Annotated in this window: 23 protein-coding genes; 11 read left to right on the forward strand and 12 right to left on the reverse strand. The window is 69.7% G+C overall.

Going from position 1 to position 25,232, the window contains the following annotated elements:
- Positions 1-511: 511 nt before the first annotated feature.
- On the forward strand, positions 512-1,462 hold the full coding sequence (locus tag OG488_RS01205) for a DUF3048 domain-containing protein (protein WP_329225011.1): 951 nt from the start codon (positions 512-514) through the stop codon (positions 1,460-1,462).
- Between the two features lie 483 nt (positions 1,463-1,945).
- Here OG488_RS01205 and OG488_RS01210 read toward each other — a convergent pair whose 3' ends face one another.
- Together OG488_RS01210 and OG488_RS01215 are read right to left on the reverse strand one after the other, a co-directional pair.
- On the reverse strand, positions 1,946-3,037 hold the full coding sequence (locus OG488_RS01210) for a DUF1996 domain-containing protein (protein ID WP_329225013.1): 1,092 nt from the start codon (positions 3,035-3,037) through the stop codon (positions 1,946-1,948).
- A 397-nt stretch (positions 3,038-3,434) separates the two neighbouring features.
- Positions 3,435-5,615 (reverse strand): discoidin domain-containing protein, encoded by a 2,181-nt coding sequence (locus OG488_RS01215; protein ID WP_329238342.1) that lies wholly within the window; start codon positions 5,613-5,615, stop codon positions 3,435-3,437.
- A gap of 880 nt (positions 5,616-6,495) precedes the next feature.
- Between OG488_RS01215 and OG488_RS01220 the strand changes: the two genes are divergently transcribed.
- The 4 genes from OG488_RS01220 (at position 6,496) to OG488_RS01235 (ending at position 9,601) form a co-directional block, all read left to right on the forward strand.
- On the forward strand, positions 6,496-6,975 hold the full coding sequence (locus OG488_RS01220) for a hypothetical protein (RefSeq protein WP_329225015.1): 480 nt from the start codon (positions 6,496-6,498) through the stop codon (positions 6,973-6,975).
- Positions 6,976-7,546: 571 nt separating this feature from the next.
- On the forward strand, positions 7,547-8,332 hold the full coding sequence (locus OG488_RS01225) for a helix-turn-helix domain-containing protein (RefSeq protein WP_329225017.1): 786 nt from the start codon (positions 7,547-7,549) through the stop codon (positions 8,330-8,332).
- A gap of 82 nt (positions 8,333-8,414) precedes the next feature.
- The gene (locus OG488_RS01230; protein WP_329225019.1) at positions 8,415-8,885 is read left to right on the forward strand and encodes a cupin domain-containing protein; all 471 of its coding nucleotides are present in this window, start codon (positions 8,415-8,417) and stop codon (positions 8,883-8,885) included.
- A complete protein-coding gene (locus OG488_RS01235) occupies positions 8,882-9,601 on the forward strand; it encodes an SGNH/GDSL hydrolase family protein (protein ID WP_329225020.1) in 720 nt (239 codons plus the stop codon). Before OG488_RS01230 ends, OG488_RS01235 begins: the two co-directional genes overlap by 4 nt.
- A gap of 437 nt (positions 9,602-10,038) precedes the next feature.
- On the opposite strand, the gene OG488_RS01240 is transcribed toward OG488_RS01235, so the two are convergent.
- The gene (locus OG488_RS01240) at positions 10,039-10,974 is read right to left on the reverse strand and encodes a ribosome-inactivating family protein (RefSeq protein ID WP_329225022.1); all 936 of its coding nucleotides are present in this window, start codon (positions 10,972-10,974) and stop codon (positions 10,039-10,041) included.
- Between the two features lie 1,334 nt (positions 10,975-12,308).
- Complete coding sequence (locus OG488_RS01250; protein ID WP_329225024.1) at positions 12,309-13,079, reverse strand: MBL fold metallo-hydrolase; 771 nt, start codon at positions 13,077-13,079, stop codon at positions 12,309-12,311.
- Between the two features lie 238 nt (positions 13,080-13,317).
- On the opposite strand from OG488_RS01250, the gene OG488_RS01255 reads away from it, so the two are divergent.
- From OG488_RS01255 to OG488_RS01265, 3 genes are all read left to right on the forward strand, one after another.
- On the forward strand, positions 13,318-13,779 hold the full coding sequence (locus OG488_RS01255) for a MerR family transcriptional regulator (protein WP_329225026.1): 462 nt from the start codon (positions 13,318-13,320) through the stop codon (positions 13,777-13,779).
- 128 nt (positions 13,780-13,907) lie between these two features.
- A complete protein-coding gene (locus OG488_RS01260) occupies positions 13,908-14,339 on the forward strand; it encodes a cupin domain-containing protein (protein WP_329225028.1) in 432 nt (143 codons plus the stop codon).
- 168 nt (positions 14,340-14,507) lie between these two features.
- On the forward strand, positions 14,508-14,960 hold the full coding sequence (locus tag OG488_RS01265) for a hypothetical protein (protein ID WP_329225030.1): 453 nt from the start codon (positions 14,508-14,510) through the stop codon (positions 14,958-14,960).
- Positions 14,961-15,461: 501 nt separating this feature from the next.
- Here the strand turns inward: OG488_RS01265 and OG488_RS01270 are convergent.
- Positions 15,462-16,343, reverse strand: a complete 882-nt coding sequence (locus tag OG488_RS01270; RefSeq protein ID WP_329225032.1) for an MFS transporter — start codon at positions 16,341-16,343, stop codon at positions 15,462-15,464.
- Between the two features lie 127 nt (positions 16,344-16,470).
- Here OG488_RS01270 and OG488_RS01275 point away from each other — a divergent pair, with 127 nt between their 5' ends.
- Entirely contained in the window at positions 16,471-16,641 is a 171-nt protein-coding gene (locus OG488_RS01275; RefSeq protein WP_329225034.1) for a hypothetical protein, read from the forward strand.
- Positions 16,642-16,659: 18 nt separating this feature from the next.
- Here OG488_RS01275 and OG488_RS01280 read toward each other — a convergent pair whose 3' ends face one another.
- The 6 genes from OG488_RS01280 to OG488_RS01305 all read right to left on the reverse strand — a co-directional run bounded on the left by OG488_RS01280 (position 16,660) and on the right by OG488_RS01305 (position 21,408).
- On the reverse strand, positions 16,660-16,869 hold the full coding sequence (locus OG488_RS01280; RefSeq protein WP_329225036.1) for a hypothetical protein: 210 nt from the start codon (positions 16,867-16,869) through the stop codon (positions 16,660-16,662).
- A 223-nt stretch (positions 16,870-17,092) separates the two neighbouring features.
- Positions 17,093-18,031, reverse strand: a complete 939-nt coding sequence (locus tag OG488_RS01285; protein WP_329225038.1) for a MerR family transcriptional regulator — start codon at positions 18,029-18,031, stop codon at positions 17,093-17,095.
- A 206-nt stretch (positions 18,032-18,237) separates the two neighbouring features.
- Positions 18,238-18,966 (reverse strand): glycosyltransferase, encoded by a 729-nt coding sequence (locus OG488_RS01290; RefSeq protein ID WP_329225040.1) that lies wholly within the window; start codon positions 18,964-18,966, stop codon positions 18,238-18,240.
- A complete protein-coding gene (locus tag OG488_RS01295) occupies positions 18,963-19,580 on the reverse strand; it encodes a class I SAM-dependent DNA methyltransferase (RefSeq protein WP_329225042.1) in 618 nt (205 codons plus the stop codon). The genes OG488_RS01290 and OG488_RS01295 overlap by 4 nt, the downstream gene beginning before the upstream one ends.
- Positions 19,577-20,365, reverse strand: coding sequence for a PIG-L deacetylase family protein (locus OG488_RS01300; RefSeq protein ID WP_329225044.1), 789 nt, complete (start codon positions 20,363-20,365; stop codon positions 19,577-19,579). The genes OG488_RS01295 and OG488_RS01300 overlap by 4 nt, the downstream gene beginning before the upstream one ends.
- Positions 20,362-21,408: an acyl-CoA dehydrogenase gene (locus tag OG488_RS01305; RefSeq protein ID WP_329225046.1), complete on the reverse strand. Its 1,047-nt coding sequence runs from the start codon at positions 21,406-21,408 to the stop codon at positions 20,362-20,364. Before OG488_RS01305 ends, OG488_RS01300 begins: the two co-directional genes overlap by 4 nt.
- 277 nt (positions 21,409-21,685) lie before the next feature.
- Between OG488_RS01305 and OG488_RS01310 the strand changes: the two genes are divergently transcribed.
- Complete coding sequence (locus tag OG488_RS01310) at positions 21,686-22,951, forward strand: DUF6357 family protein (protein ID WP_329225048.1); 1,266 nt, start codon at positions 21,686-21,688, stop codon at positions 22,949-22,951.
- 85 nt (positions 22,952-23,036) lie between these two features.
- Here OG488_RS01310 and OG488_RS01315 read toward each other — a convergent pair whose 3' ends face one another.
- Positions 23,037-23,516 (reverse strand): DedA family protein, encoded by a 480-nt coding sequence (locus OG488_RS01315; protein ID WP_329225049.1) that lies wholly within the window; start codon positions 23,514-23,516, stop codon positions 23,037-23,039.
- Positions 23,517-23,998: 482 nt separating this feature from the next.
- Between OG488_RS01315 and OG488_RS01320 the strand changes: the two genes are divergently transcribed.
- Positions 23,999-25,135, forward strand: a complete 1,137-nt coding sequence (locus tag OG488_RS01320) for a PQQ-dependent sugar dehydrogenase (protein WP_329225051.1) — start codon at positions 23,999-24,001, stop codon at positions 25,133-25,135.
- Positions 25,136-25,232 lie beyond the last annotated feature (97 nt).

Consider the following 25,232-nt stretch of genomic DNA (forward strand, 5'->3'; position numbering starts at 1 on the left):
CATCCACAGAGAAGTCGTCAGAAATCCACTCTTCATAGGCAGGACGTTTCTATCCCGCTCACCTACGCCGCACGCCTTGATGCCCGACATTGGCCAAAGGTCGGTGAGTTGGCCGGAACACAGGTGAGCGTTGAAGGCGCTCGCTCCGTGACAGCACCCGACCTTCACGTCCGTCGCTCCGTCACGGCAGACACCCGTCTCCGGCCTCCAGGACACAGCGCTTCGGAGTCGCTCACGCCGCACCCACCTCACGTTGTTCCTCCCTGAGAGTTCACATCGCTTCAGCTCCACCCGTGCCGCTGGAGTACGGCTGACCGGGGGGATCAGAACGAATGCCCCCGGATCCGGCAGGAAAGACGCGCTCTTCGTCGGCCGGTCGGGCATCGCCGGAGAGTTCCGACGCCGCGCCTGAGGCGCTCGGGCCGGTCTCTGCGTGATGATTGACGGGAGAGTCATCGCCGCAGCAGCCATGCGACGGTGCCGCAGAGTCGGCTCGAAAGGGGAGGCGGCCATGCCTACCTCCGGAACGAAGCGATCGACCGCCGCCGCGCTGGCCGGGCTCACGCTCGTCGTCACCGCGGCCTGCGGCAGCCCGGGCGGAGAGAGGGCACCATCCGCAACACGCGCCGACGTTCTCGCCGTGAAGATCGACAACGTAGCCGCGGCCCGGCCCCCGACCGGACTCGAGAAGGCCGACATCGTCTACGTGGAGCAGGTGGAGGCAGGTCTCAGCCGGATACTCGCCGCCTACTCCTCCGACCTGCCACCCGTCGTCGGCCCCGTACGCAGCGCTCGCGAAACCGATCTGGAGCTGCTCCGGCAGTTCGACGAGCCGACGCTCGCGTACTCGGGCGCCCAGTCCGCCCTCCAGCCGTCGATCGAAGCCGCCCCCCTCGACGCGCTGCCGCCGTCGAAGGCACCGGACGCCTATTTCCGCAGCGGGGATCGCGCCGCACCGCACAATCTGTATGTGCGCCCCGGAAGGATCCCGCACGCCTCCACCGGGGTGAACGCCGCCGAGGACATCGGCCTCCGCTTCGCCGCGCCGCCCCCGGGCGGTACCCCCGTCAACGAGCGCACCGTGTCCTACCCGTCGGCACGATTCACCTTCACCTGGGCCGCGGACCGGGACCAGTGGCTGGTGAGCATGGACAGAACCCCGGCCCGTACGGCCTCCGGTGGCCGGCTCGGAGCCGCCACAGTGGTCCTGCAGGACGTGGACGTGCAGCCTTCACGCTTCCGGGACCGCGGCGGAAACACCTCACCCTTCAGCGCGACCGTGGGGTCCGGCTCGGCGGTGGTCCTGCGCGACGGCAAGTCGTACGACGTGGCATGGGAACGGAAGACCGCCGAGTCGGCGACCGGCTTCACCACCAAGGACGGCGAGCCGATGACGTTCGCGACCGGCCAGCTCTGGATCGTGCTCGTACCCGATGACGCGGAGCCGGCCGGAGATCATTGAGCACAGCGGGGGCCAGGGCAGTGATGAATCCGCGCTCAGGTCGCGCCCGGAAGGGCTGAGGCGAGTATGTCCGTCAGCCGGTCCTCGTAGGTGCCGGCGTTCCAGCCGCGGCCGGCGGTGAGATGGATGAAACGGGTGGGGCCAGGTCAAGGCCCCCCACCAGGAGTCCGCCAGGCGGGCCGTGTCGGCGCCAGCCGGCAGGACGCCGTGTGGGCGAGGTGGACGACGAAGGCGGTCACGCCGGTCATCCGCTCCTCTTCGCTGAGCTACTCCCCCGCGCCCCGTACGGACTTCTCGAACAGTGTGAACGCCTTCTGCGCACCGCCGGGGTGGGGTTTGCCTTCCTTGCGGCCGGCAACCTGATCTTGTCCGCCCGGCGCTCCGGCCCGATCGGCGAGCACCGTGCGAAGCGGCGGGCACGCGAGGGCCCGGCCGCCCCCGGATGAGCGGGGCGGCCGGGCTTCGGCGGATCCGGTGGTCGGGTCAGGGCAGACGGTGGTCTTCGTTCAGCACGGTGCCACGTTCGGGGCGGTACAGGTCGAAGCCCCTCGTGTCGCACTGGAGACCACCGACGATGCAGTGGTCGACCAGGGCCTTGAGGGTGCGCTCCTCCCACGCGTTGAAGAAGTCGTAGTGGAAGGAGTAGCCGCGGCCGCTGGCCAGGCGGACCTGGGACATGTCGCCGTTGACCGGCCACGCCATCTTGAACTCGATCATCGGCAGTGCGACCGGGTGGGAGGTCGGGCACATGTTGTCGTTGGTGCCGGGCTTGACCACCGGGTAGGACATGTGGCTCTGGTGGTTGGGGGTGTCGAGGTACTTGCCGTCCCAGCAGCTGGGCGCCTGCATACGCAGGTTGAGCTGCACGTCGGGCCGGCTCGGACAGCTCGCCGGGATGTCGGTGTTGAAGAAGCTGTCACCGCATTCCCAGCCCTCGACGAAGCCCTTGTGGCTGCGGAACTCCTGGGCGCTCTGCATCGGGTTGCCGACGACGTACCGCAGCCCCTTGGGGAAGGGACGGACACTGCGGTAGTCGGTGACACCGGACTTGTAGTAGATGACCTGCGGACCGACGGGCAGGATCTTCTGGTCGCCCTTGTACAGCGAGGGCATCCAGTACGCCGAGGCGTCCGCGGGCGCCTTGCAGGTGGTGTTGCCTCCGTAGAGCGAGCCGGTGGTGCTGGCGGCGTTGGTGGAGGTGTTGCCCATGAACGTGTGGTCATGGGACTTGCCGAACTGACCCGGGTAGACGATCGGGTCGTCCGTCGCGGTGTGGGTGACGGCGCAGCCGGCCTGGAACTCGTGGTGGTAGGCCGGGGGCGGGGTGGCTGTGGACGGTGTCACTCCGGTGACCTGGGGGACGGCCGGGATGTAGCCGTCTCCGTCGGCGTCGTCGCCCGAGGCCTGGGTGGACGCGGCCATGACGTGTCCGCTGTGAGCGTTGGCCGCGACGACGGCGGACGAGGTTCCCTGGTCCGTGCCCGCGGCGGAGGCGATGGTGCCGATGCCGAGGGCGCTGGCGACGAGGGCCGTGCCGAGGAGGAGTGCGGGGAGCCGTTTCGGACTCGATCTCAAGGGGATCTCCTGCCCATGGGGGTGGTTTCGCGTGAACGCGAACACGCCACGCGACTGGTGCCGTGCGGTGGTGCCGGGGTGGCGGGGCCGAGCGGCAGGCCCCGCCACCCGTCATGGGGTCCGGCTCGTCAGCTGTGGACGCCGAAGTCGTGGAGCGAGTAGCCCCGGCCGGTGCCGCCCGCGGTGAACTGGAGCTTCACGTACCGGGCGGTGGCGGCTGACGCCGGGTGCGTGGGCCGGACCGTCGGGCCGGCACGTGCGCTGCGCTTCGCGTGGAGTGGAGAGGACGCACGGTGTCGGCGTGCGAGCCCTTCCGGGCCGGGCCGCGGGGACATGATCACCCGGCCCGGAAGGGAATCGAGGCCCTCGCCGCCATGACGGCGGTGAGGCAGACGTCTCAGGGGAAGGAGACGACGGTCGACGGCACGGTCGAGGTCCCGGCCGGGATGGTGGACGCCCCGGTGTTGTTGATGACGTGGTTGTAGTGGCCCATTCCACCGAGGGACACCACCAGGAGGCTGTGGAACTTCACCCCAGGCTTGACGGGCGCCTTGAAGCCGTGGTCCTGCACGATGGTCGGGTCCACGTTGTAGTTGCAGTAGCTGCCGAGGCCCCACGCCTCGTGGGTGTTCACCGAGTCGTCGACGCGGTAGGCGGCGTACCCCTTGGTGGCGCCGTTCTGGATGGCGGCCTGGTTGGGGGCGTCGTACGCCTTCTCGTTCTGGTAGAAGATCGTCTTGCCCCGCTCGCCGTACCACTCGACGTCGTACTTGTTGAAGTGCTCGACGAACAGGCCGGTGGCCAGCACGTCGTCACCGTTGACCCGGACGCCGTAGTCGGCACGGTTGGTCTCCCAGCCCCAGCCCTCGCCGTGGTCGGCACGCCAGACCCAGGTGTGGTCGATGATCGCGTCGTCACTGTTCACGACCATGCTGGTGGTGGCCTTGCCCGCGCCGGCGCCGCCGATGCGGATGTACACGTCCTGCACGGTGGTGGGGTTGGCGGTGTGGTCCGCACCGGCGCCCTGCGGCCCGATCTCCAGCAGGGTCGGGGAGTTGACAGGTCCGGCGTCGATCAGGAAGCCGGCGAGCTTGACGCCGTCGACGTCGGCCACCTTCATCGCCGTGACCCCGTTGTCCGGGATGATCGTGGCGAGGCCGAGGCCGAGCACGACGGTGTTCGCGCGGTTCACGTTGATGGTCCGGTCGACGTGGTAGACGCCCGGGGTGAACAGGAGGTTCAGGCCCTGGGCCAGCGCCTGGTTGATCGTGGCGGCGGTGGCACCCGGCTTCACCACGTAGAACTGGCTGAGCGGAATGGAGTCACCCTGCGGGGTTCCGCCGGCCCAGCTGGTGCCACGCGCGTTGGTGCGCTTGGCGGGGGTGAACACCTTGTACTCGTTGCCGTCCAGGTAGAGGTACGGCTTCTCGCGGGAGACCGGGGTGGTGTCGAGCGTGGTGTAGCGGGGCTCGGGGAACGAGGTGGCCGGAGCGCCTTCGACGCCGGAGAAGGTCTGGTTCCAGACGCTGTTGGACCAGCTGCCGATGGAGCTGTCCCGGGTGTACCACTGCTGCTGTGAGTAGTTGCCGATCTGGCCGTCGATCTTCGAGTCGGCGATGTACCCGCCGCTGGCCCAGCCGTAGCCGTTCGGCGCCAGGTTGAGGCCGCCCTTGACGTGCATGCGGCGGAAGGAGGACGCCTGCGAGACGGCCCACCGGTTGGTGCCGTTGGCCGGGTTGAGGGTCAGCCCCTCCGCACCGCGCCAGAAGTTCTGGGTGGCGTTGCCGTTGAACCAGCCGGCGTCGACGGTCACGTCACCGTTGATGGTGGTGTCACCCGGCCGCAGCCCGAGGCCGGCGATCTGGGTGTAGAAGCCGATCTGCGCGTTGAGGTTGTTGTACGTGCCGGGCTTGAAGAGGAAGGCGTGCCGGCCGGAACCGAACTGGGCCGACTCCTGCTCCTGGAACACCTGGTCCAGCTTGCCCTGGATGTTCGGGGTCGAAGGATCGATGACGTGCACGTTGGGGCCGAGATCACCGCCGCCGGGCAGCGCCGGACCGCCGTCGCCCCCACCGCCGTACACCTGGAACTCCCAGAGCGAGTAGCCGTATCCGGTCGCTCGCGTCACACCCTGCATACGCACGTACCTGGCCGTGCCGGATATCGCGAGGGTCTCGGTGCCGCCCGCGCCCGTCGTGGTCGAGTAGGCCGTCGACCAGTTGGTGCCGTCCGTCGACAGTTCGATGCGGTAAGCCTTGGCGTACGCCCCCTCCCAGCGCAGTACCACCTGGCTGAGCGAGGTGGAGCTGCCCAGGTCCACCTGCAGCCACTGCCCGTCGGACGCGGCGCTCGACCAGCGGGTTCCGAGATTCCCGTCGACCGCGTCGGCCGCCGGGGTCCCGTAGTGCTCCTGGCTCGAAGCCGTGACGGGCTTGCCCTGCGACAGCAGCGCAGGAGCTGCCTGCGCCGTGGTCGTCGGAACCACCGCCAGGAGCGTGGCGGCCAACGCGGTGACGACGGCACTCGCGAGACCGCGCCGCACGCGGCCGCGGGGTGGCGGCGAGGCCGCAAGAGACATGCCGAACAGAGACATAAAGGGGATCTCCTCAAGGCGAGAGAGCGCATGGGAGAGCGCTCTCCGGAACCATGCCCGCGTTCTCGGGCACGGTCAATATCCCTGACACGACTTTTCTTTCAGCTTGAGTTAAGTGGGAGAGGCATCCCGCCCACCCGGCAGGAGACCAAAGGGCCGCCGAAGCGCTCGGCGACCCGGGTCTCCATGATCGCCAGACCATGCGCAGGGCACGTCAGAGCCCCGATCGCCTGCTCCAGGAACAGGAGCGGAGATCCTCGAGTCGGTCGCATGCCACTCCGGCCGGCCGGCCCTCTCCACGCTTCCACGTCGCGCGCCGGTGGTCGGAGCCTTCGGCGGAGAGGGCGGTCACGGCCTCGAGCCGCTCGCGCCGTAACTGCCCATCGGAGGGGGCCGCCGAGTGCGGCAGGCGTTCTTCTCCGAGAAGACTCCGGCGACGAGTGCACCGAGCGGGGAACCGGATCCATCGATGTCGACAGGCGTGGCATCCCGGGGAGGTACAGCGCCGGGCCCCGCTTCGTGGCGGACTTGCCGGTGATTCCCACGGCGGCGCAGGGCTGGGTGCGGGCGCGGCCACGGCTTCTGCCGTGCGGGCCCGCCTCTCCCCCAGGGTCTGGACGAGAGGTTCGAGTTCGTGCAGCGCCCGGAGCAAGGCCGGCGGCGGTTCCGGAGTATGGGGACAGGCGTCCCAACAGGGGTCATCCGGTGAGTCCTTCGCAGGAGACGCTGATTCCCTCCGTCAGCGCGGTGATCACATCCACCACCTGGTGCTGAAGTTCCCGCACCCCTCCTGGACACGTGTCCGGGCACCTGGGAAGATCCACAACTGGACCTGCAACTCGCTTGTGATCAAGGAGAGTTCAGCATGCGCTCGTTAGCTCTGCGACACCGCGTCACTGTCGTCGCCGTCACCGCGCTCCTGGCCGGGGCGGGCACCCTGGCCGCCGCTCCCCCGGCCCTGGCCGGGGATGACTCGACGATCTTCGGCAAGGACAACACCGTTGCCGTGGGCGAGGTTACGTACGCCCCGGCGACGGCGCAGGACGAGGACGGCATCACGGTCGACGTGACGTACTCCTGCGACCCGACCCCGACGCTCTCCTTGGGCATCGCCTGGCGGCTGGCCGACGAGCGGGACTCGCAGATCGACAGCCCCCGCGGTGTCGCGACCCTGCAGCCCTCCCAGCTGACCTGTGATGGGAAGAAGCGCACTGTGGCGATCACCGCCCGCACGTGGGGGGACACCCTTCCGTTCGGGGAAGGCGATCCGGTGCAGGTCACGGCGGTCGTGGACAACTTCGAGGGCGCGCCGTACGCCCGGCGCGTGGTGGTCACGACGATCTGAGGCCGCGGGCGGCGTTCGGACGCCGGGCCGCGTGGGCCCGCCGGTATCCGGCGGGCCCAGAGGCGCAGGGGACGCGGTCACGTCAGGAGACTTGCGGGAGGCACCGCAGACGGCTCAGCAGTGGCCTACGCCCTGTCGACGAGAGCACCTGTCCGCCACGAAGGGTGCTGGCACGGGACATCGTCCGCCGCTGCGTCACCGAGGCCTGCCGGGCGCCTGGGCACCTCGGACGAGACAAGGCGGTGCCCATGGGCCCGGCGTTGGCGCGCGGCTGCTCGGCGACAGTGCCCGGGTCGGTGTCGGAGACGGTCAGGACGGGGCGGCCGGCGTCGAGGATGCGCCGGTAGGTCCCGCGGTACTCGCCGTTGCCGTCCGCGATCAGCGCGGCCGCGGCCGGGGGGCTTGACCGCGGCGGTGGCGCACTCCTCGGCCCTGTTCTCATACAGCTACCGACGGACCCGTATCGCAGCGTGACAGGGCGCGGAAAGAACCGCGTCACCAGCCGCAACCGGCGTCGATCAGTCCTTGCATTGTCATCTTCCTGGGCTGGGCGGCTCGTACACTGACGAAAATGGAGGACCACACGGCCACCGGGATCGGTGCACGTCCGACGCCCCTCTTGCGGCAGTACGTCAACGAGTATGTCGGCTTCGACCTCCGCGGGCTCCCGACGGGGGTGCACTGCGGCCCGCCGAGCCGCGCGCTCACTGCGGTGATCAGCCTGTCAGATCCTTTGGAGGTGGCGGCGGGCGTTGGCGACGGGTCACCGGTCACCCGATTCGACAGCGTGGCCGGCGGTCTGATGTGCCGGTCCGTCGCGATTCACCACGACGGACGCCAGCAAGGTGTTCAGCTATCGCTGACACCGCTCGGGGCCCGGGCCGTCTACGGCATGCCCGCCGCCGAGCTCGCGCACCGACTGGTCCCACTCGACGAGCTTCTCGGAGCGCTTGCCGTCGAGCTGGTCGACCGGCTCCGATCGGCGACGATCTGGGCGGCGCGGTTCGCCGTGCTGGACGAATTGCTCCTCCGAGCTGTCGGCCGTGGCGCCTGCGGCGACCACGTGCGCCCGGTGCGGTCCGAGGTAGCCGAAGCGTGGCGCCGCCTCGTCGCCGCGCGGGGTTGCGCCCAGGTCGGTGCGGTCGCTGTGGGCCTGTCGCCGAAGACCTTCGCCCGAGTCCTGCGCTTCGAGCACGCGCACGAGCTGGCGGCGGCGCGGCACCCGCTCCCGTGGGGCGATGTGGCAGCCGTCTCCGGCTACGCCGACCAGGCCCATCTCGTCCGGGACTGGCGCGAGTTCACGGGCCGGTCGCCGACGGCCTGGCGTCGCAGCGAAGTCCTCCTCGGAGCCGGGTAGCCGCCAACCCTCCGCCCGTCGTGTCGTCTTCTCTTCCCTTTTCTTCAAGACTGCCCGATCGCTGTCGTGGACGATCGTCGGCATGAGACTCGTCAACCACGAACACCATGCCATGGACCTGCGGACCACCCCCGTGCACCTCGGGCTGGGATCGAGAGCGAAACCCGTCGAGGGCTTCGCCTGGGACCCGGAGGTGCTCCAGGCCTACAGCGCCGCTGTCGCCGCAGACGGCGCGGAGGGCCGCATGGTAGCGATGTTCGACGGCGACGGACTCGGCGACCATGAGGAGTGCCACCCCGCAGGCGACGAACTGGTCGTCTGCCTCAGCGGGTCCGTGACGGTCACCCGCGACGTGGACGGGCTGCCCGACCGCGTCCCTCTCGGACCGGGCGAGGCCACCATCAATCCGGCCGGGGTATGGCACGTGGTCGACATGGAGGGGCCGACGTCCATCCTGGCCATCACTGCGACCCTCGGCACCGACCACCGTCCTCGGACCGACACCCGCCCGACCGATCGCGTCGGCACGCCCAGCCCGGAGGAAGCGCTGTGACGACACGCATCGCGTGCCTTGGCGACAGCCTCACCCGCGCGCAGTTCAGCGTCGACTACCTGGAGCCTCTCGGACGACGCCACCCGCCCGGCGACGTGCAGCTTGCCCGTTTCGGTGTCAACGGCGACTTCGCCCACAACCTCTTGCAGCGCCTCGATGCTGTCGTCACGAACCCACCCGATGTGATCACCGTGTTGATCGGGACCAACGACGCCCGCGCCAGTCTTGCCGGCTACCCCGTCGACCAGGCCATGAAGCGCAAACGGCTCCCCGAACGTCCGTCGGCCGGCTGGTTCCAACAGTGCCTGGGAGCCGTCGTCGCACGGCTGCGAGCGGAGACCGACGCGACGATCGGCCTGCTGTCGCTACCGGTACTCGGCCAACAACTCGACGGAGCGGCGGCACAGGCATCGCAGGCGTACAGCCGGATGATCGCCGAGGTCGCCGCCACCGACGAGGTGGCCTACCTTCCGCTCCACGAACGCCAGATCGAGGAACTGCGCCAAGCAGACCCGCCGCCGATCTCGTACCGGGAGGTGACGCCCGCAGCGGCCGTCGGCGTCCTCGTCCAGCACGCAGTGCTGCGCCGCAGCCTCGACTCGATCTCGCGGCGGCGAGGTCTCGTGCTCACGACCGACCACATCCACCAGAACAGCCGCGGCGCCACCCTCATCTCTGAGGTCATCGACGCCGGTCTGCTGACCCGGAGCGCGTAACCGGTTCCGGCGTCCGGCCAGTCGGATGCCGTCTGCCGCGCGGAGGTGGCATACCGATCCAGGCGGTCAACGCCTACGTCATCCGGCTCGTCCGGCTGCGTGACCACCGTGAGGGCACCTGGGGCACAGGGCAGGCTCGGCCGATGCTGCGACCTCGGGAGCGCCCCGGTCCAGCGCGTACGGATCCGATTAGGCACATGCCCGGTGAGGTCGACCTTGATCTGCCGGACGCCACCTGATCGTGGGCCTCCCCCGGTCTTCGTACTGCACCTGTGCGGACGGATCTCGCGCGGCGAGCAACGCCACCCTGGCCCGGACCGCCCGGCCCTGCCGCGGCAGGGGGCGCAGCCCACCCGGCAGCCGGCCGGTCCGCGCGAGGTCCGGCCCCGCAGGCCCGGGACCAGGTCCGGGACCTCCGGGGCACGGATGGAGTGCCGTCAGCGCGGACGCGATCCGCTGTGGATCTCCAGGTAGGACACGTACAGGATCAGCGCCTGGAGGGTGGAGAAGGTGCGGCCGCCTACGACGAGGGGCGGCTGGGCGGGGTTGTTGAGAACCCTGTAGACCCAGCTGGAGATGGAGCCCCAGTTCTGTTCCAGGTTCACGGCATCAGCGGTGAGCTGATTCGAGGTCCGGTTGAGGATGTTGTTGCGGACCGTGTTGAAGATACGACCGAACCGCGCGGCCTCGGAGGTCGCCTGGATGATCATGACCAGGGCATTGCCGAGCCGCTGGGTACCCGCCGCGGTGTTCAGGTGGGTGCTGGCGGTACGCAGTTGCTGAAGGGCGTCGTCGAGGCTCGGCCCGTTGATGACATCGTCCGAGCGATTGCTGCCGCCGGGCAGGGTGGCGTAGTTGCCGTTCCAGGGAAGTCGGCGGGCGTTGACCCCGAGGACGGCGTCGAAGCTGTCGGGCCAGGTGTCGTTGAAGGCGAAGTGGCCCTCCCCCGGCTGGTAGAAGCCCGCCAGGTAGAGGTTGTTGGCCCAGAAATACAGGGCGGCCTGCTGCTGTCCGTAGCGCCATACGTTGATCTGGATCAGACGCGAGGTCTGCGAGGTGGTCTCGTCGACCGACGTCTGGTAGAAGTCATGCCCGCTGACCGAGTGGATGTTGGCGATCATGCCCCAGTAGCCGTTGTGCGGGTCGGTGCCGCCGTTTCCCAGGCCGTCGGTGACCCAGTCGTACACCGTGAGCGGCTGGTTGGGGTCCGCCTGCGCCGCGGGTGCGGTCAGCCCGGCCAGCCCGACGGCCAGGGCGAAGGCCAGGAGCAGGGCTCCTGCCCGGCGCCGTATCCGCCGCAGCGGACTCTCTCGTGCCTCCCGTAACTTTCGCGGAAGCACCGGCCGGACGTCGTGGATCATGAGGTGCTGCACAGATGGGTCCCTTCTGGCCGTCGCGACTGCGCCGGCCGGTGGAGGGGAGCGGCCCACAGAGCCGCACCCCGGGCGCCGGAGTCCGGCCGGACGTCGTGATCGTCCGGCCCGGTTCCGGCGCACAGCTACGCCAGGACCGACCATAGGAAGCGACGAGGCACGCGTATGGCCCCTGTGTGCCAAGGCATGTGCTCACAGCGACCGAAGTCGTCCGGCAGGGAGGAGAGGACCGGGGTGACCAGGCCGAGGCGGCCGATCAGCGTCGCACGAGCAGGTCGATCACGCCCGTCAGATCCGCCTCGCCGCCGCCTTCGGCCAGGCGGCGCGGCGGTGCATCAGCTCGAACCAGCGGCACAGCACTTCCGTGCTGCCCTGTGCCGCTTGTGATCGTGGACGTCGCCCAGCTGGGGGGGTGAATGACCGTTGCGCTCATCAGCGATTACTCCGATGGTGCAGTCCGGTGACGCGTCCGGCGATACTTGTCCTGTGGACTGGTCGGAGCGAGCTCGGGAGGCTGAACAGCTTCAGGACTGGGACGTGGCGATCGCGCTGGTAAGCACCCACGCCGCGTGCTTCTCCGACGATCCGGACATGCACGACAACCACCTCTGGCACATGGACCTACTGGCCCGAGCGGAACGTATTCCGGAACTTACGGAACGCGCCCTTACGGATAGCCACGCACGTCGAAGACTCAACAGATCGCTTCGAGAGCGGGGTATGGAGACGGCGCTGCGTGCGCGCCGAAGGCGGTGACCGTGACGCCCTGTACGTCCTGGTTCGACTGATGTGCGAGATGGGTCGGGTGCAAGAAGCCCAGAAGGCAGTCCAAGAAATCGGCCCGGAGGACCAGTACGCTCACCAGATTGTGGCCGGAGCCTGCTGACCACAGGTGTCCGGCTACGGCTTCCTCGTGACGATGCCGGTGTCGATCTCGGTGAGAATGTCAAGCTTGACCAGGCGCTTCGGCTTGGCCCGAGCGCCTTCGACGTTCTTAGGCATCAGTTCGTGACCCATGGCTCGGCAGATGTCGCCGGCGCGAAGTGGTCCGGTCGCATGGTTGAAGGCGTCGAGGATGCGGGGGTAGTCAAGACCGGCGCCTGGTGGTACACCCGTCGATGATCACGGCTGTCTCGCCGTCGCGGGTCTCAGCGGCGAACAGACCCGGCACCGTGCTGGAGGCCGGAGGCGTACGGCCGGCAAGGACAGCTGCGCTTCGGACGGTGCAGGGCTTTCCGAATGTGCTTCCTCGCCCGCCGGGCAGAACTACCGGGAATGGATCGGCCCCTGCCTGTCGGACGGCAGCTTGCGGCCGTAGCAATCCCTCCGGGGGATCAAGCCGGCAGCCGCTGGGCCGCGATGTGGTCGTGTGTCGGGATGATCGCGACTCGGTCCTTGACGGCGTGCAGGCGGTGCAGCGTACGGAAGGCCTCGTGCCGGTCCTCGTCGGCGAGCGCGCCGGGGTAGCCGGCTTTTTGCCGGATGAGGTCGACCTGGTCGGTGTGCCAGGCGGCGTCGCCCGCGAGCAGCACCCAGCCCGTTGCCGTGTGCGCGAGAACGCCGATGCTGCCAGGGGTGTGTCCTGCGAGGTCGACGAGCACGACGGAACCGTCACCGAAGAGGTCGTGGCTGGTGGTGAACGTGAGGACCGGCGGGCCGTCCAGTTCGTACGGGACGATGCCCCGACCGCGCAGGGCCTCGCGGACGCCACCCACGGGTGCGACCGAGCCTTGCATGACCCAGTCGTGTTCGCGGCGGTGCAGATGTACCGGCAGTTCGGGAAGATCGAGGAGTCCGCAGACGTGGTCCCAATGCGTGTGCGTCGGCAGCGCGAAATCTACGCCGGAACCTGACCGCTCACGCAGCGCGGTGATGGTGGCGACGGTGTCGGCCGGGGGACGCACCGCGACCCGCAGGACCGCCGGCAATTCGGCAACGGCTCGGCTGTCGACATCGAGGCAGACACTCGGATCCACGATGAACGTCGCTTCCGGGTGGGTGATCACGAACGACAGCAGCGAATTCGCGATGCGCCGCGGCTGCCGCAGGCCCTCCACGATCAGGGCGGTGGGGACGGACCGCGGCACCTGTCGCAGTGCGGACACGGTGACCGACACCGCCGCGTCCGGTATCCCCGCGTCGGTCAAGCCGCGCAGAAAGCGCTGGTCGGGACGTCGGGGACGGACAAGACCCGTTGCCAGGCCCACGACCGCGCCACAGCATGCTGCCAACTTGGGTGATCTCACAGCGTCAGACACAGGAACGTCGTCCCTTTCACGATCGGGTGGTGCGTGCGATGGCGGGACGGTATAACTTCAGGCCGACCTGAAGTAAAGGAATGTGATGCCCGCAGTGGAGTTGAAGATCGGCGAGGCGGCTGCCCGGCTCGGGGTGGCACCCCATGTCCTCCGACACTGGGAAGACATCAAGTTGCTCATCCCGCGCCGACTGCCCTCCGGGCATCGCGTCTACGACGACCAGACCATCGGCCAGGCCCGCTTCATCCAGATCTGTCAGCGAGCTGGGCTGTCACTCACCGAGATCGGTGAACTTGCCGCGGGGAAACGGATCGACCGCATCGGCCTGGTCAACGCGAAGCGCACCCGGATCGCCGAACACGTCGCGAACCTCGAACTGGCTGACCGGTTCCTGGCCCACCTGGTGCGCTGCGTACACCCGGTCATCTCCGACTGTCCGGAGTGTTCGGCCCTGGTGGAGCGGGGCGCTCGGTCACCAACTCTGCAGGAGTATGACTCCACGGGTTCCATCAAAGCGGTGAGGAGCATCCGTGGCGGCTCGTCCTGACGCGGCGTCGCTCCCACCTCGATCGTCGAACCGGACGTAGACCGGCACGTCCAGGGCCCCGGCCACGGCCCGGCACGGTTGTGGCTGGAACCGTGCCGCCGCCGCCGACCGGCTGGTCTACTGCGCACATGGCAGATCAGAAACAGTGCACAGTAGTACGAAACGGTACGTATGAAGGCCTCCAGGGCGGTAGATTCGGAGCAGGGATCAGCGCCCAGTCCGCCGGAGCCGAGCGGCTCTGTCTGCACCAGTTGGTGATGCCGGCAGGCACCCGAGGCCGCCCTCACCTTCACGAGGGGCACGAGTCGGCCATTTTCATCCAGTCCGGACAGGTAGAGGTATGGCATGGCCAGGACCTCGCCGAGCACGTCGTTCTGCACGCCGGCGACTACATTCACATCCCCGCGGGCATGCCCCACATGCCCGCCAACACAGGAGCCGATGACCTGGTGTGCGTCGTCGCGCGCACCGATCCTGACGAACAGGAAGGTGTTCGCCTGCTCGAACTCCCCGACTGGCTGGCGTCCCGGATCGGCCCGCTGCCTGTCGGCGCCGGCTGAACCGGATCCGCTCCCGGCCTGCGGCAGCACATGCCGCGTACGGTCGCCACCGGTCAGGGGTGCGCCTCGGACTGCCAGGCGCCAGGACCGGTCACCACGGGGGCGACAGCCGGCCGCCCCCGGCCGGCTGCCTGGCGCGGGTGCCAGATGGACCCTATGGTCAGCTGCGTGAAACTCCTGGACGCGCAGCATGTCGATGCCTACGTCGACTACTACGGCCTCTGTTTGCAGGATGCCGACGACAGTTGGTTGCCGGCGATGTTTCCCGATGGGTTCGCTCCGGGCCCCTTCCTCTCGGAACAACGAGGGCGCATCGACTTGACGAGTGCCGGCCACACTCAGACCGTGTCCTTCGATGTAGAGGTATGGGATGGTGCGGCCCCGGCACCGGAAGGGGAATGGGACGAGTCCGCGACCGCCCGCATCGATTGTCGCTCCGGGGAGTTGCGCCTGTGGGGTGTCGCAGGCGGGCCCGCTCCGCGCGGCATCGTCCTGTCGAGCGCACCTCGGACATGGAACGTGCGCGTCCGGTGCCGGGGCCGGGAGGCTGCGCGCCGGGAGTGCCTTCTGGGTGTTCCTCATGGGCTGGAGCGGTATCTGGCTCAGTTCTGGCCACTCTGATGCCCGGGACGAGTGGCCGGGGCGGAGTCGAATACCTCCGGAGCCCGCTGTCGGCCGAACGCCCGAGGATGGTCAGACCGGCAGGGCGGGACGCAGCCGGCGCGCAACCACTGCCGGAGAGGCACCGGTCGTGAGCACAGCAGTACCCATCAGCAGGAAGTAGGCGGACAGCGGCAGCACCGCGGTCAGCCGGGCCCAGCCCCGCCAGCACCACGGTGAGCGGCAGCGCGCCGAGCGAGACCACGGTGACGGCGGCTGCGGCGACCGTAGGGATGACGCCGCCCGCCGGGCCGCTGTACGGGCCTCCTCACGCGCTTTGGGGCGCGTCGGGCCTCGGCCGATGCCTTCGGCGGCGCGCACGCCGATGCCGAACTGAGCCAGGCCCGCTGCGCTGCATAGCGAAAGCGGCGAAGCCAAGGTGCCAGGCGACCGCGACCCGCGGCCGCACTTCGGCGTTGGGGCGGCACTTCAACCATGTGTCACATACGGGGGATGATGTGATCAGGTCGTCTCGGGGGTGCTGTCGGCCGAGGCCGGTGCCGGGCCCTCGGTTTGCTGGTTCCCTCCGTGGTGGCGGGAGCGGAGCTTGAGGTTCTTCATGAGCAGGGTGAGGACGAGACCCAGCGCGAGGATCGGCACCGCGGCGGTGAACACCGGGGTGAGCGAGGCGGCGTACGACTCCTCGATGGCGCTGCGTACCGGGCAGGCGAGGGTGTCCAGGACCTCGTTCGAGGAGAGCGTGTTGTGGTCGATGCCGTCGAGGGCTCCGGCGGGCACGCGGGTGGCGAGCTCGTCGGTGAGTCGGCCGTGGAAGATGGCGGCGAAGAGCGAGATTCCTATCGACGTTCCGAAGGAGCGGCCGAAGGTCACGGTGCCGGAGACGGCTCCCATGTCCTTTGGGGGCGCGGTGTTCTGGGCTGCCTGCGTGAAGACCTGGGCGGAGAGGCCTGAGGCGAAGCCGAAGGCGGCCATGTAGAGGATGGCGAGGGCGCGCGGTGTCTCGGTGCCCATGGTGGACAGCAGGAGGGCGCCGACGATGCCGAGGGCCATGCTCAGGATGGGGAAGACCTTGTAGGTGCCGGTCTTGCCGACGATCTTGCTCGAGCCGACGGAGGAGAGCACGAGGCCCGTCATCATCGGCAGCAGGATGAAGCCTGAGGTGGTGGGGTCGGCACCGGTGGCGACCTGGACGTACAGGGCGAGGAACTGGACGGCACCGGCGAAGACGATGCCGCAGATGATGGTGCCGAGCAGCGAGAGGGTGAAGGTGGAGTCCCTGAAGAGGCGCAGCGGGACGATCGGCTCCCCGGCAGTGGACTCGGCCCTGATGAACAGGCCGAGGAACTCCGGCACCAGGACCACCCCGGTCATGGTCGCCTGCAAGGTCGTGGTCTTCGCTGCGGGGCTGAGGGGGCGGCCGACCGGTCCTGGGCGGCCGGTCGGCCGCCCCCTCAGCGGCGTCTCATGAAGCATGCCGCCGACGACCGGGCCGGCGAGGGAGGCCCTGCAGATGACGGACGAGGGAGTGGCCATGCTGGCGGCCTTCCGTCGGCATCAGCGGGCGGCCTTCGAGTTCATCACCCGGGACTGGCCCGTTGACGAACGTCTGCAGCTCGCCCGTCTGTTGATCAAGTACGTCGACTCGGTCGCGCAGGCACAGGGCGCCTCTGCCGACCGCTGACCGCCGCCCCCCTTCCGCTCATCGCGCCAGAACGGTGCGCGACACCGCTTCGAGCGTCCAGCCCTGCTCACCGAGGGTGACGCCCTCACGTGTGTGCCAGGCGACGACTCCATCGGGGCGGGCCAATACGACGCCCACCGCGCCCACTCCGTACGCTTCGGCGCGGCGTCCCCGCACGTCGGTCAGCGCACCGTCCCCGGGGGCGATGCGGTGACAGGTGAGGCCCACACCGAGCGCCGACGCCGCCGTTCCTGCCGCCTGCCCCCTCGGTGGGCGGGATCTGGTGGCCTCGACTGCGAAGCCGAACCGGTCCCCCGCTGCCCAGCCTCGCTGCTGAGCCTGCACTCACCGTGCCCCGTCAGCATCGTTGTCCATGACGGAGCCCGCCCACCGGCGAGTACGACGGGGCATTCATCATTCCGATCATCCATGCCGCCGTGCGTCCGCCCCGTCATTGCTGTGTCCGGACGCGCAGAGCCCGGACGGACCAGTCGAACACCGGAGCCAGACTCTCCGGGGCCGGCCAGCCGTTGACCACTGCGAGCAGCTGGAGGTACCGCTCCCTACGGGGGTCGTTGACCCTCTCCAGCCGAGTCGCCAGCCGGCGGCGGAGCTCGACGTCGTCGGGGCGGCCGAGGAGGTGCGCGTAGTGCGCCGTGAACACCGCGACGAGCGGATCGGCCTGGGGTAAGGCTGGGTCGATGCCGGCGGTCAGGGCCGGGCCGGCCTGGTCACGGACGGCCGCGGCGATGTCGCGCCGCGGGACCGTCGTGTCGCTTCGGGCCTGCTCGGCTGCCTGGTCCTCGACCATCCGCCGCACGACGGCGCGGAAATCCGGGTCCAGGGACATTTCGGCCAGCTCGACCCATGCCTGGACCTGCTCGGCCTCCGGGTCGTCGGGGAGCTCGGGGGTCAACGAGCGCATGACCCCCGCGAAGGCGGGTGCGGCGTCAAGACCTCCGAAGACGGCGTCGAGGAAATCGCCGATCAGGCGTCGGCGTTCGTCCTCGGACAGCTGGGCCAACCGGTGCATGAGTTCTGTCTCCTCAGGTGTGGACCCGCGCTCGGCCACCGCCGTCAGCATCGCGCGCCGCAGGCGCAGGACGTGGATCTGCACTGCCAGTGCTTCGGCGTGCGCCGCGGCGACCTCGGGAAGCGAGAGCTCGCGGTCCACGACCTTGCGGATCGTGGGAAGGTCCAGTCCCAGCTCGCGCAGGGTCCGCACGAGGTCCAGGCGTGCGACGACGTCGATGCTGTAGAGGCGGTAGCCGGCCGGGCTGCGGTCCGTCGGCGCCACGATTCCGCGGTCGGAGTAGAACCGAATGGTCTTGACCGTGAGACCGGTCCGCCGAGCCAGTTCGCCGATCGAGTAGAGCGTGTCGCCGTCCATGCCCCCACCTTCGTGTCTCCCCTTACTGGAGACTCAAGTCCCTTCGCCTGCCGGCGGGCAACCACTCTCATCCACACGTCTGGACGCTTCCTCGGCCGGAGCGGTCACCGGGGCCAAGGCCGGTGCCGAATCGTCTTGTCTCCAGGGCATCCTGCCTCTGGACCGGTCACGGGCGTACGTGGACCCGTAATCCGTTCCGCCACATCTCAGTCGAGCTGCCGTACAGGCTCGACGAGCGCGCCCAGGTAGTCGCCGTACCCGCCCCGGGCCCGCGCGGTCAGGCGGGCGGAGGTGAGGACCGGGAAGCGTCTGGTCCGCAGGACAGGGTGACCGCTCGCCTTCAGGGCGGCGACCAGCGCACGGTCCTCACCGGTGGCAAGCGCGGGGAACCCTCCGCAGCGCAGGTAGGCGCTGGCCCTCACACCCAGGTTGGCCCCGTGGACATGCGGGTGGTGATCCGGCCTGCCTGGGTGGCGGCCGGCCTCCTCGTACTCCCGGACGTGACGGCGGATCACGCCGGTGAGCGCGGGAGGCCATCCTTGGGGCAGGACGGTGCCCACCACCGCGTCCCAGCCCTGTTCCGCGCAGGCCTGCTGATGGGCGAGCCAGCCGTGCGGGACCTCGCTGTCGGCGTCGGTCGAAGCGATCCACACGCCCCGCGGGTCCAGGCCCAGGGCGCGCATGGCCAGCGCCGCACCGGCAGCCCTGGCCCGTCCCGGACTGCGGGAGCCGAGCGGAGCGATCAGAGCACCGGCCCCGCGCGCGACCGACTCCGTCGCGTCGGTGCAGTCGTCCGCGGCAACCACCACGAGCAGCCGGGTGGAGACGAGGGCGGGGTGCCGGCCTGCCCGGTACACGGCGGCGAGGGCGGCGCCCAGCAGTGCCTGCTCGTTGTGCGCGGGTATCACCACGGCCATGGCCTCGGCCCTCGTCACACGAGCCCCTCGAAGGCGGCGGGCGAGGCGGGCGCGGTCCCACCGGGCGGGACCCGGCTGAAGGTCTGCAGGACGAAGTCCTCCTCGCGGTGGTCGGTCCGCAGCAGCAGCCCGGGTTCACGGGCGAGCCGGTCGGCCAACTGTGCGCCGGTGTACAGGTGCTCACGCACCGGGTGGTTCCAGTGCACGGTGACCAGGGTCCCGCCCGGTTCGAGTGATCCGGTGGCCCGTGACAGCAGTTCGTTCAGCCGCGCCTCGTCGAAGTAGTAGAGCAGTTCGGACAGCACGATGAGGTCGAAGCGTCCCTCGGGCCACTCGTCGGGCACGGTGAGCCGGGCCACCTCCACCTGGCCGAGGTCCGCGCTGCGTCGCCGGGTGGTGTCCACGGCGGAGGCGACGCGGTCGGCGGCGAGCAGCCGCTCGCACCGTGGAGCCAGGAGCCGCGTCAACTGGCCCACGGAGCAGGCGGGCTCGAAGGCGTTGCGGAAGCGTGCCCTGGGCAGCGAGTCGATGGTCAGCGCGTACTTCCGCTGCTCGTACCAGCGCTCTTGGAGGTGCCAAGGGTCCTCCTCGCCCCGGTACATGTCCTCGAAGTATCCGGCCGGGGTGCTCACAGGAAGACCACCTCATGAGGACGCAGATGGTGGGCGAGCTCCTCCGGCGGCAGGACCGGCGCGTCCGCCGCTCCCGGCCCGAGGGGCCGGATCTGCGAGGCGAAGGCATCGACGGCGTGCCGCTTCCGGGCCACCGTCCCCGCCGGCAGGGTGAGTCGTGCCGCCCGGTCCCAGGGAACGCGGGGGTCGTCGGGGTGCGACCAGTGCCACAGCCAGACGGGGTATTCGACGAAGGGCGCGTCGCACTCGCGGGCCGCGCCCCGGGCGGCCCGGCCGGCCGCCTCGTGGTCGCTGTGCACGTCGCCGGTCCAGGGGGCCGCGACCAGAACCGCTCCCGAGCACAGCGGTACGAGGGCCCGCCGCACCTCCTCCTCGTGGTGGTCCACGCCGGAGTCGGGGACGTGCAGCCGTACGATCTCGGCGTCCCCCGCTCCGAGCCGTTCCAGCGCGAGACGGGTCTCCTCGGCGCGGACACGGACGAGTTCGCGGGGGCGCAGCACCTCGCTGTCCGGGTGCGATCCCTCTCCGTCGGTCACGGACACCACGGTGAGTCGGTGCCCGGTTGCGGCGAGCCGGGCCAGCGTGCCACCGAGGCCCAGCACCTCGTCGTCGGGGTGGGCGGCGACCACGACGACCCGGCCCGGGGGCGGCAGCGGGAACTCGCGCAGGCTCTCCCAGCCGGGCCACGTCTCCCACACGCTCTCGTCGGTGCCCGGGGCCTGAATGGCATCGGCGTACGGGGACGTCCCGTCGGGGCGTGCGGTGTCGAAGGGGTGTGCGGTCATTCTTCCTCCCGGCCGCTGACCAGCGCACCGAGTTCCGCGAGGTTGCGCTCGGCGTGGTGCTGACGGATGTACACGGTCAGGTCGGCCACGTTGCGCGCGTGGCGCAGGTCGTGGCACAGCGGTCCCGCTCCGGTGGCCCGGCCCACATGCCCCAGCGTGCGGTCGCAGACGGCCTCCACGAAGCCCCGTACACGCAGACTGCGCAGCCTCGCCTCGCCCTTGGTGTCCGAGGGGTCGGCGTCGATCTCGGCTGCGGCAGCGTCCAGGAGCAGACCGGCCGCGCGCAGGTCGATGTCCACGGCACCGAGGTGGGCGTCGGTGTGGGGGCTGCCCCCGCGGTGGGCTGCCGCGCGCAGGGCGCGGGCCACCGCGCGTGCCCCGCCGAGCCAGCAGGCCGCCACCCCGATCCCGCCGTGCTGGAAACCGGGCCGGTCCACATACCCCTCGACATCCCCGACCGCTTCAGCGGCAGCGGAGTGGAAACGGACGTCCGGGGTGTCGGAACCGGCCATGCCGAGCGCCTGCCAGCTGCCCTCCACCGGCTCGTACGTCCCCTCCGTCAGCGGTACGGCGAAGAGCCGCCGCCCGTCCTCGGCACGGGCGGTGACCAGTGCGTGCGTGCAGCTGTGCGCTCCGGAGCAGTACTGCTTGAGTCCGGTCACGCTCCACCGCCCGTCGGTGCCCCGGACGGCGGACAGCCCCTCGCCGGGCGGCTCGGCCGCCCACACCCCCCAGCGCCTGCCGGGCTCGAGGGCGGGGCCGCCCAGTTCGGCGAGGACGGCCGTCGCATCGACATGGCCCTCCACCAGCCGGGCCAGACACAGATCGTCCTCAGCCACAGCCCGCAGTGCCGCGAAGCGCTCGGCCGTCCCGCCGCTGCCCGGCAACGGGAAGTCCAGCTCGCCGGCGTCGATCGCGGCGACCGCCGCGGTGAAGCGCGTGGCGGTCTCCGCGCGCAGGGCATGGGCGTCCAGCCCGCCCTCTGCACCGGGCCCGGGCGTGGCCTCCGGCACGACGGGGCGTCGTACGGCGTCCTCTGTCATTCTCGTGTCCTCCGTACGTCCGGCGGGCTGCATCATCCGTCCGGTCACGTGCGCTCTCCCCGGTGGCCGGTGACGCGTGATCGGAGCCGGACACATGGGCACGCCGCCTCTGCGGGCTGCTGTCACGTCGATGAGCCGGGTCCTGGGACGGCCATGGATCCACGATCGCCCCTCCCCGACCCGGCGGCATGCCGAGGCGTCCAGAAGAAGGCTCAGCTGCAGGCTGCGGGGCCGAACGGCAACCGGTGCCCGATGGGACGTGGGGAAGACTGCGTCCATGACAGACATCGTTTTCACGCGCAGAAGTGGCTGGATACCGAACGTGATCCGCGAGGGCGGTGAGCTGAAGCTGATGCTCGGTGCCGGGGCCGACGCCAACCACGAGCCTCGCACGTTCACGTTCTCGATCGCAGAAGCCCATCTCGCGGTGATCCGGGAGGACCTGGCCAGACACCTGCTGCTGTGGAGTGCGGTCCTTCCCCTGTGCGACGCCGCCGGAACCGAGGGCAGGCTCGACGAGGAGGCTGCGGTCGCGCTCCTGGACCCGATCCTGCTCTCAGCGCCCGCGGACGTCGACGCGCTCTTCCAGCGCGTCCGCTGGGACAAGGGTCGGCTCATCGCCCATGGAGCTGACATCGGTCTGCTCGAGAGCGGTCAGGTCTGCGCGGCGATGCGCGCGGCCACAGAGACGTCCGACGGGAAACGAGCTCAGGAGTACCACGCGTACCGCCGTCGCGCCGAGCGCGGAGTGGTGCTCGGTCCACTCGATGCGGCGATTTTGAAGTACACGGGCCAGTACCTGCACGGCGCGACGGTTCCGAAGCGCATACCCGATGCCGTCGACACCACGCTGCTGCCCCAGGTCATGCGTGTGATCGCCACCGCGGAGCAGGCGTGCGCCGGGATGCGGATCGGCCGCGATCCGCGACGGGGAAAGCGCGCCACGGACAAGCGCGCCTGGGACCGGATGGCCACGACGGTCGACGCGGCCGTGCGCCGTGTACACCCTGAGCTGGCCGACGACGCGGTGCGCACCGTGAGCTTCCTGATGTGCTCGGAGGCCGTGGACCGCTCCAGGAGCATGCCCTTGGAGGATGACGAGGAGACTGCCGGCGACCGCGCTGAGTTCGGCGGGAGTACGAGGAAGAGGATCCTGACGTTCACCGACGACAAGGGCGTCGAGAAGAAGTGGCTCCCTGACAGTCCCCGCACTGCCACCGGGGAGTTCTGGGAGTTCGTCGGCGATCGCTCTGCCGCGGACAACGAAGTGTTCACCATCGAGGACGAGGAGAGAGGCGAAGGGATCCAGCTCCACTTCTACGCGGACTCCATCGCCCGGGTCACGACGGTGCACGAGGGCGGGGGCGGCGGGTCGGAGCCGGAGTACCAGGTCGAGTACAGCCTGGTCGACGGGATCGACGGGTACCGGACCCTGGTGAGCACCTTCGTCCGCGGCGGCTGCGCCGCACTGGGACCGCACGGCTCCTGGATGGCGGATGCTGCCGACCTCGAGCGCGCGCGCCGACGGCGCGACGCCGAATAGTCCCGGCGGGGAACCCGCGCATGCCGCACCGTCGGAAGGGCCTGCGAAAGAGCGGGTACAGAGGTCCGCGTGATGGCCGGCGCAGTCAGTTCACATCGGCCGCGGCGTCAGAGGACGGAGCCGCCCTTCTCCTGCGGTACACCACCACCGCGGACCCCGCGAGGAGGAGGACGGCCACGGCGGAGAGCCCGAGGGCCGTCCGCTCGGCGAAGAGCCGACCCAGCACTTCGAGCACGCCGAGCCCCGCTGTCGCGTAGATGAGGGCCCAGGCGGCACCACCCAGGAGCAGGGCAGGGAGGTAGCGCGGCAGGGGCATGCGTGTGCTGCCCGCGAGGAAATTGGCGGCGGTCTGGAAGCCGACAGTCAGGAAGGAGGCCGCCACCACCGGTGCGCCCCAACGCTGGATCGCCCGCTCGGCGCGACGGAACTTCGCCGAGGAGATCTTCCCGGCGAACCGGCTGCGCCTGGCACCGGCGCCGGCGAGCCAACCGACGGCGAAGGTCCCTCCGGCGCGAAGCAGGACGATCACGTACAGGGTTCCAGCTGTGAGCGCGATCTTATCCACACTGCCTCGTCTCGGGCGCCCGACTGGGACCCGCGTCCCTCGTCATCCATCGAAGTGGTCTCGCGCCGCCGGGTGCGCGGCGCTCAACGTGCCCGGTCATCGTCTCTCACCTGTGCACCCTGCCTCTGCTGTTCCGACCACAGGTTCCCACCTACGGCACCGGAATCCGAACCCGTACGCCCAGGACCCCCGTGCCAGGCAAGGTCAGCCTAACCGAACATGCATCCGGTGAATGGGGGCGCCTGGCCCTCCCTGCCACGGGACCGCCAGGCGGTGTCCGACCCCGCGCAGGCGTCGGACGATCGAGCATCGCCGGAAGGACCTGAGGATGGTCTATACCAACCGCGCTTGTCCCGGTACCCTCATCCGTGGCCAGTAGCACCATCCCCCACTCAGGTTGCGCGCTGGCGCGGGCGACACCCACCTGACCCTGCCCCGAACGGCTGGGTGACGTCCCCCTTCGCCGCCTCCAGGAGGTCACGGTGAAAGTTCGCACCAGAAGCTCGGCGATCATCGGCGCCATCTGCCTCGCCGCTTCCCTCACATTGACCGCGGCGTCCGCCGACGAGCCCGCCGCCGCACGTCAGACAGCGAAGGTCGTACTCAAGAAGGTGGCCACGGCGCAGAACCCGTCCGCCGGCACGGCCGGTCCCGGTGGCACGGTCTGGATAGCCGAACGCGCGGGAAAGGTAAGGGTTCTGAAGGGCGGCAGACTCGGAAAACCCATCCTCGACATATCCGGCGAGACCACCACCGACGGCGAACGCGGGCTGCTGGGTGTGGCGTTCGACAAGAAGTTCGCGCACTTCTACATCTCGTTCACGGACCTCGAAGGCACCAGCACCGTGGACGAGTTCGCCGTGCGGGGCGGCACGATCCAGCCGGATTCCCGCCGCACCGTCCTCACCCAGGCGCAGCCCTACTCGAACCACAACGGCGGCGACATCACGTTCGGCCCGGACGGCTACCTCTACATCGCGCTCGGCGACGGCGGCGCGGGTGGCGATCCGCACGGCAACGGCCAGAATCTCGACACGCTGCTCGGCAAGTTGCTGCGGATCGACCCGAGCGGCGCCGAACCGTACGCGATCCCGTCGGACAACCCGTTCGTCGGCGACCCGAGCGCGAGGGGCGAGATCTGGGCGTACGGGCTGCGCAACCCGTGGCGGTTCTCCTTCGACTCCGGCACGGGTGATCTGCTGATCGGTGACGTCGGCCAGAGCGACTGGGAGGAGATCGACCGGGCGCCTGCCGGCAGTGAGGGCGGTGAGAACTACGGCTGGTCCCAGATGGAAGGCACCCATCCGTTCCGGGGTGGCACGGAGCCCGCGAACCACGTGCCGCCGATCCACGAATACGACCGCACCGGGCTGGGCTGCTCGGTCATCGGCGGATTCGTCTACCGAGGGAAGGCGATCCCGGAGCTCCAGGGTCAGTACGTGTTCAGTGACTACTGCGACGGCACCGTCCGCGCCCTGCAGATGGAGAACGGCAAGGTGACCGGCGTGAGCGACCTCGGGGTCAACGGCGGCGAGACGGTCTCGTTCGTGCAGGGCTGCAAGGGCGAGCTGTACGTCCTCGGCATAGCCGGCGGCATCTCCCGAATCGACCCGGCGTAACGACGGGTGTACGGCAGACCCGCTCTCTGACGAAAGTCATGTCGACCGGGTACGCCTCGAGCGCCCCGGATCTCCGGCCCGCTCGACGCGTGCCCGG

The sequence above is a fragment of the Streptomyces sp. NBC_01460 genome (genome assembly GCF_036227405.1).
Lineage (GTDB): Bacteria > Actinomycetota > Actinomycetes > Streptomycetales > Streptomycetaceae > Streptomyces.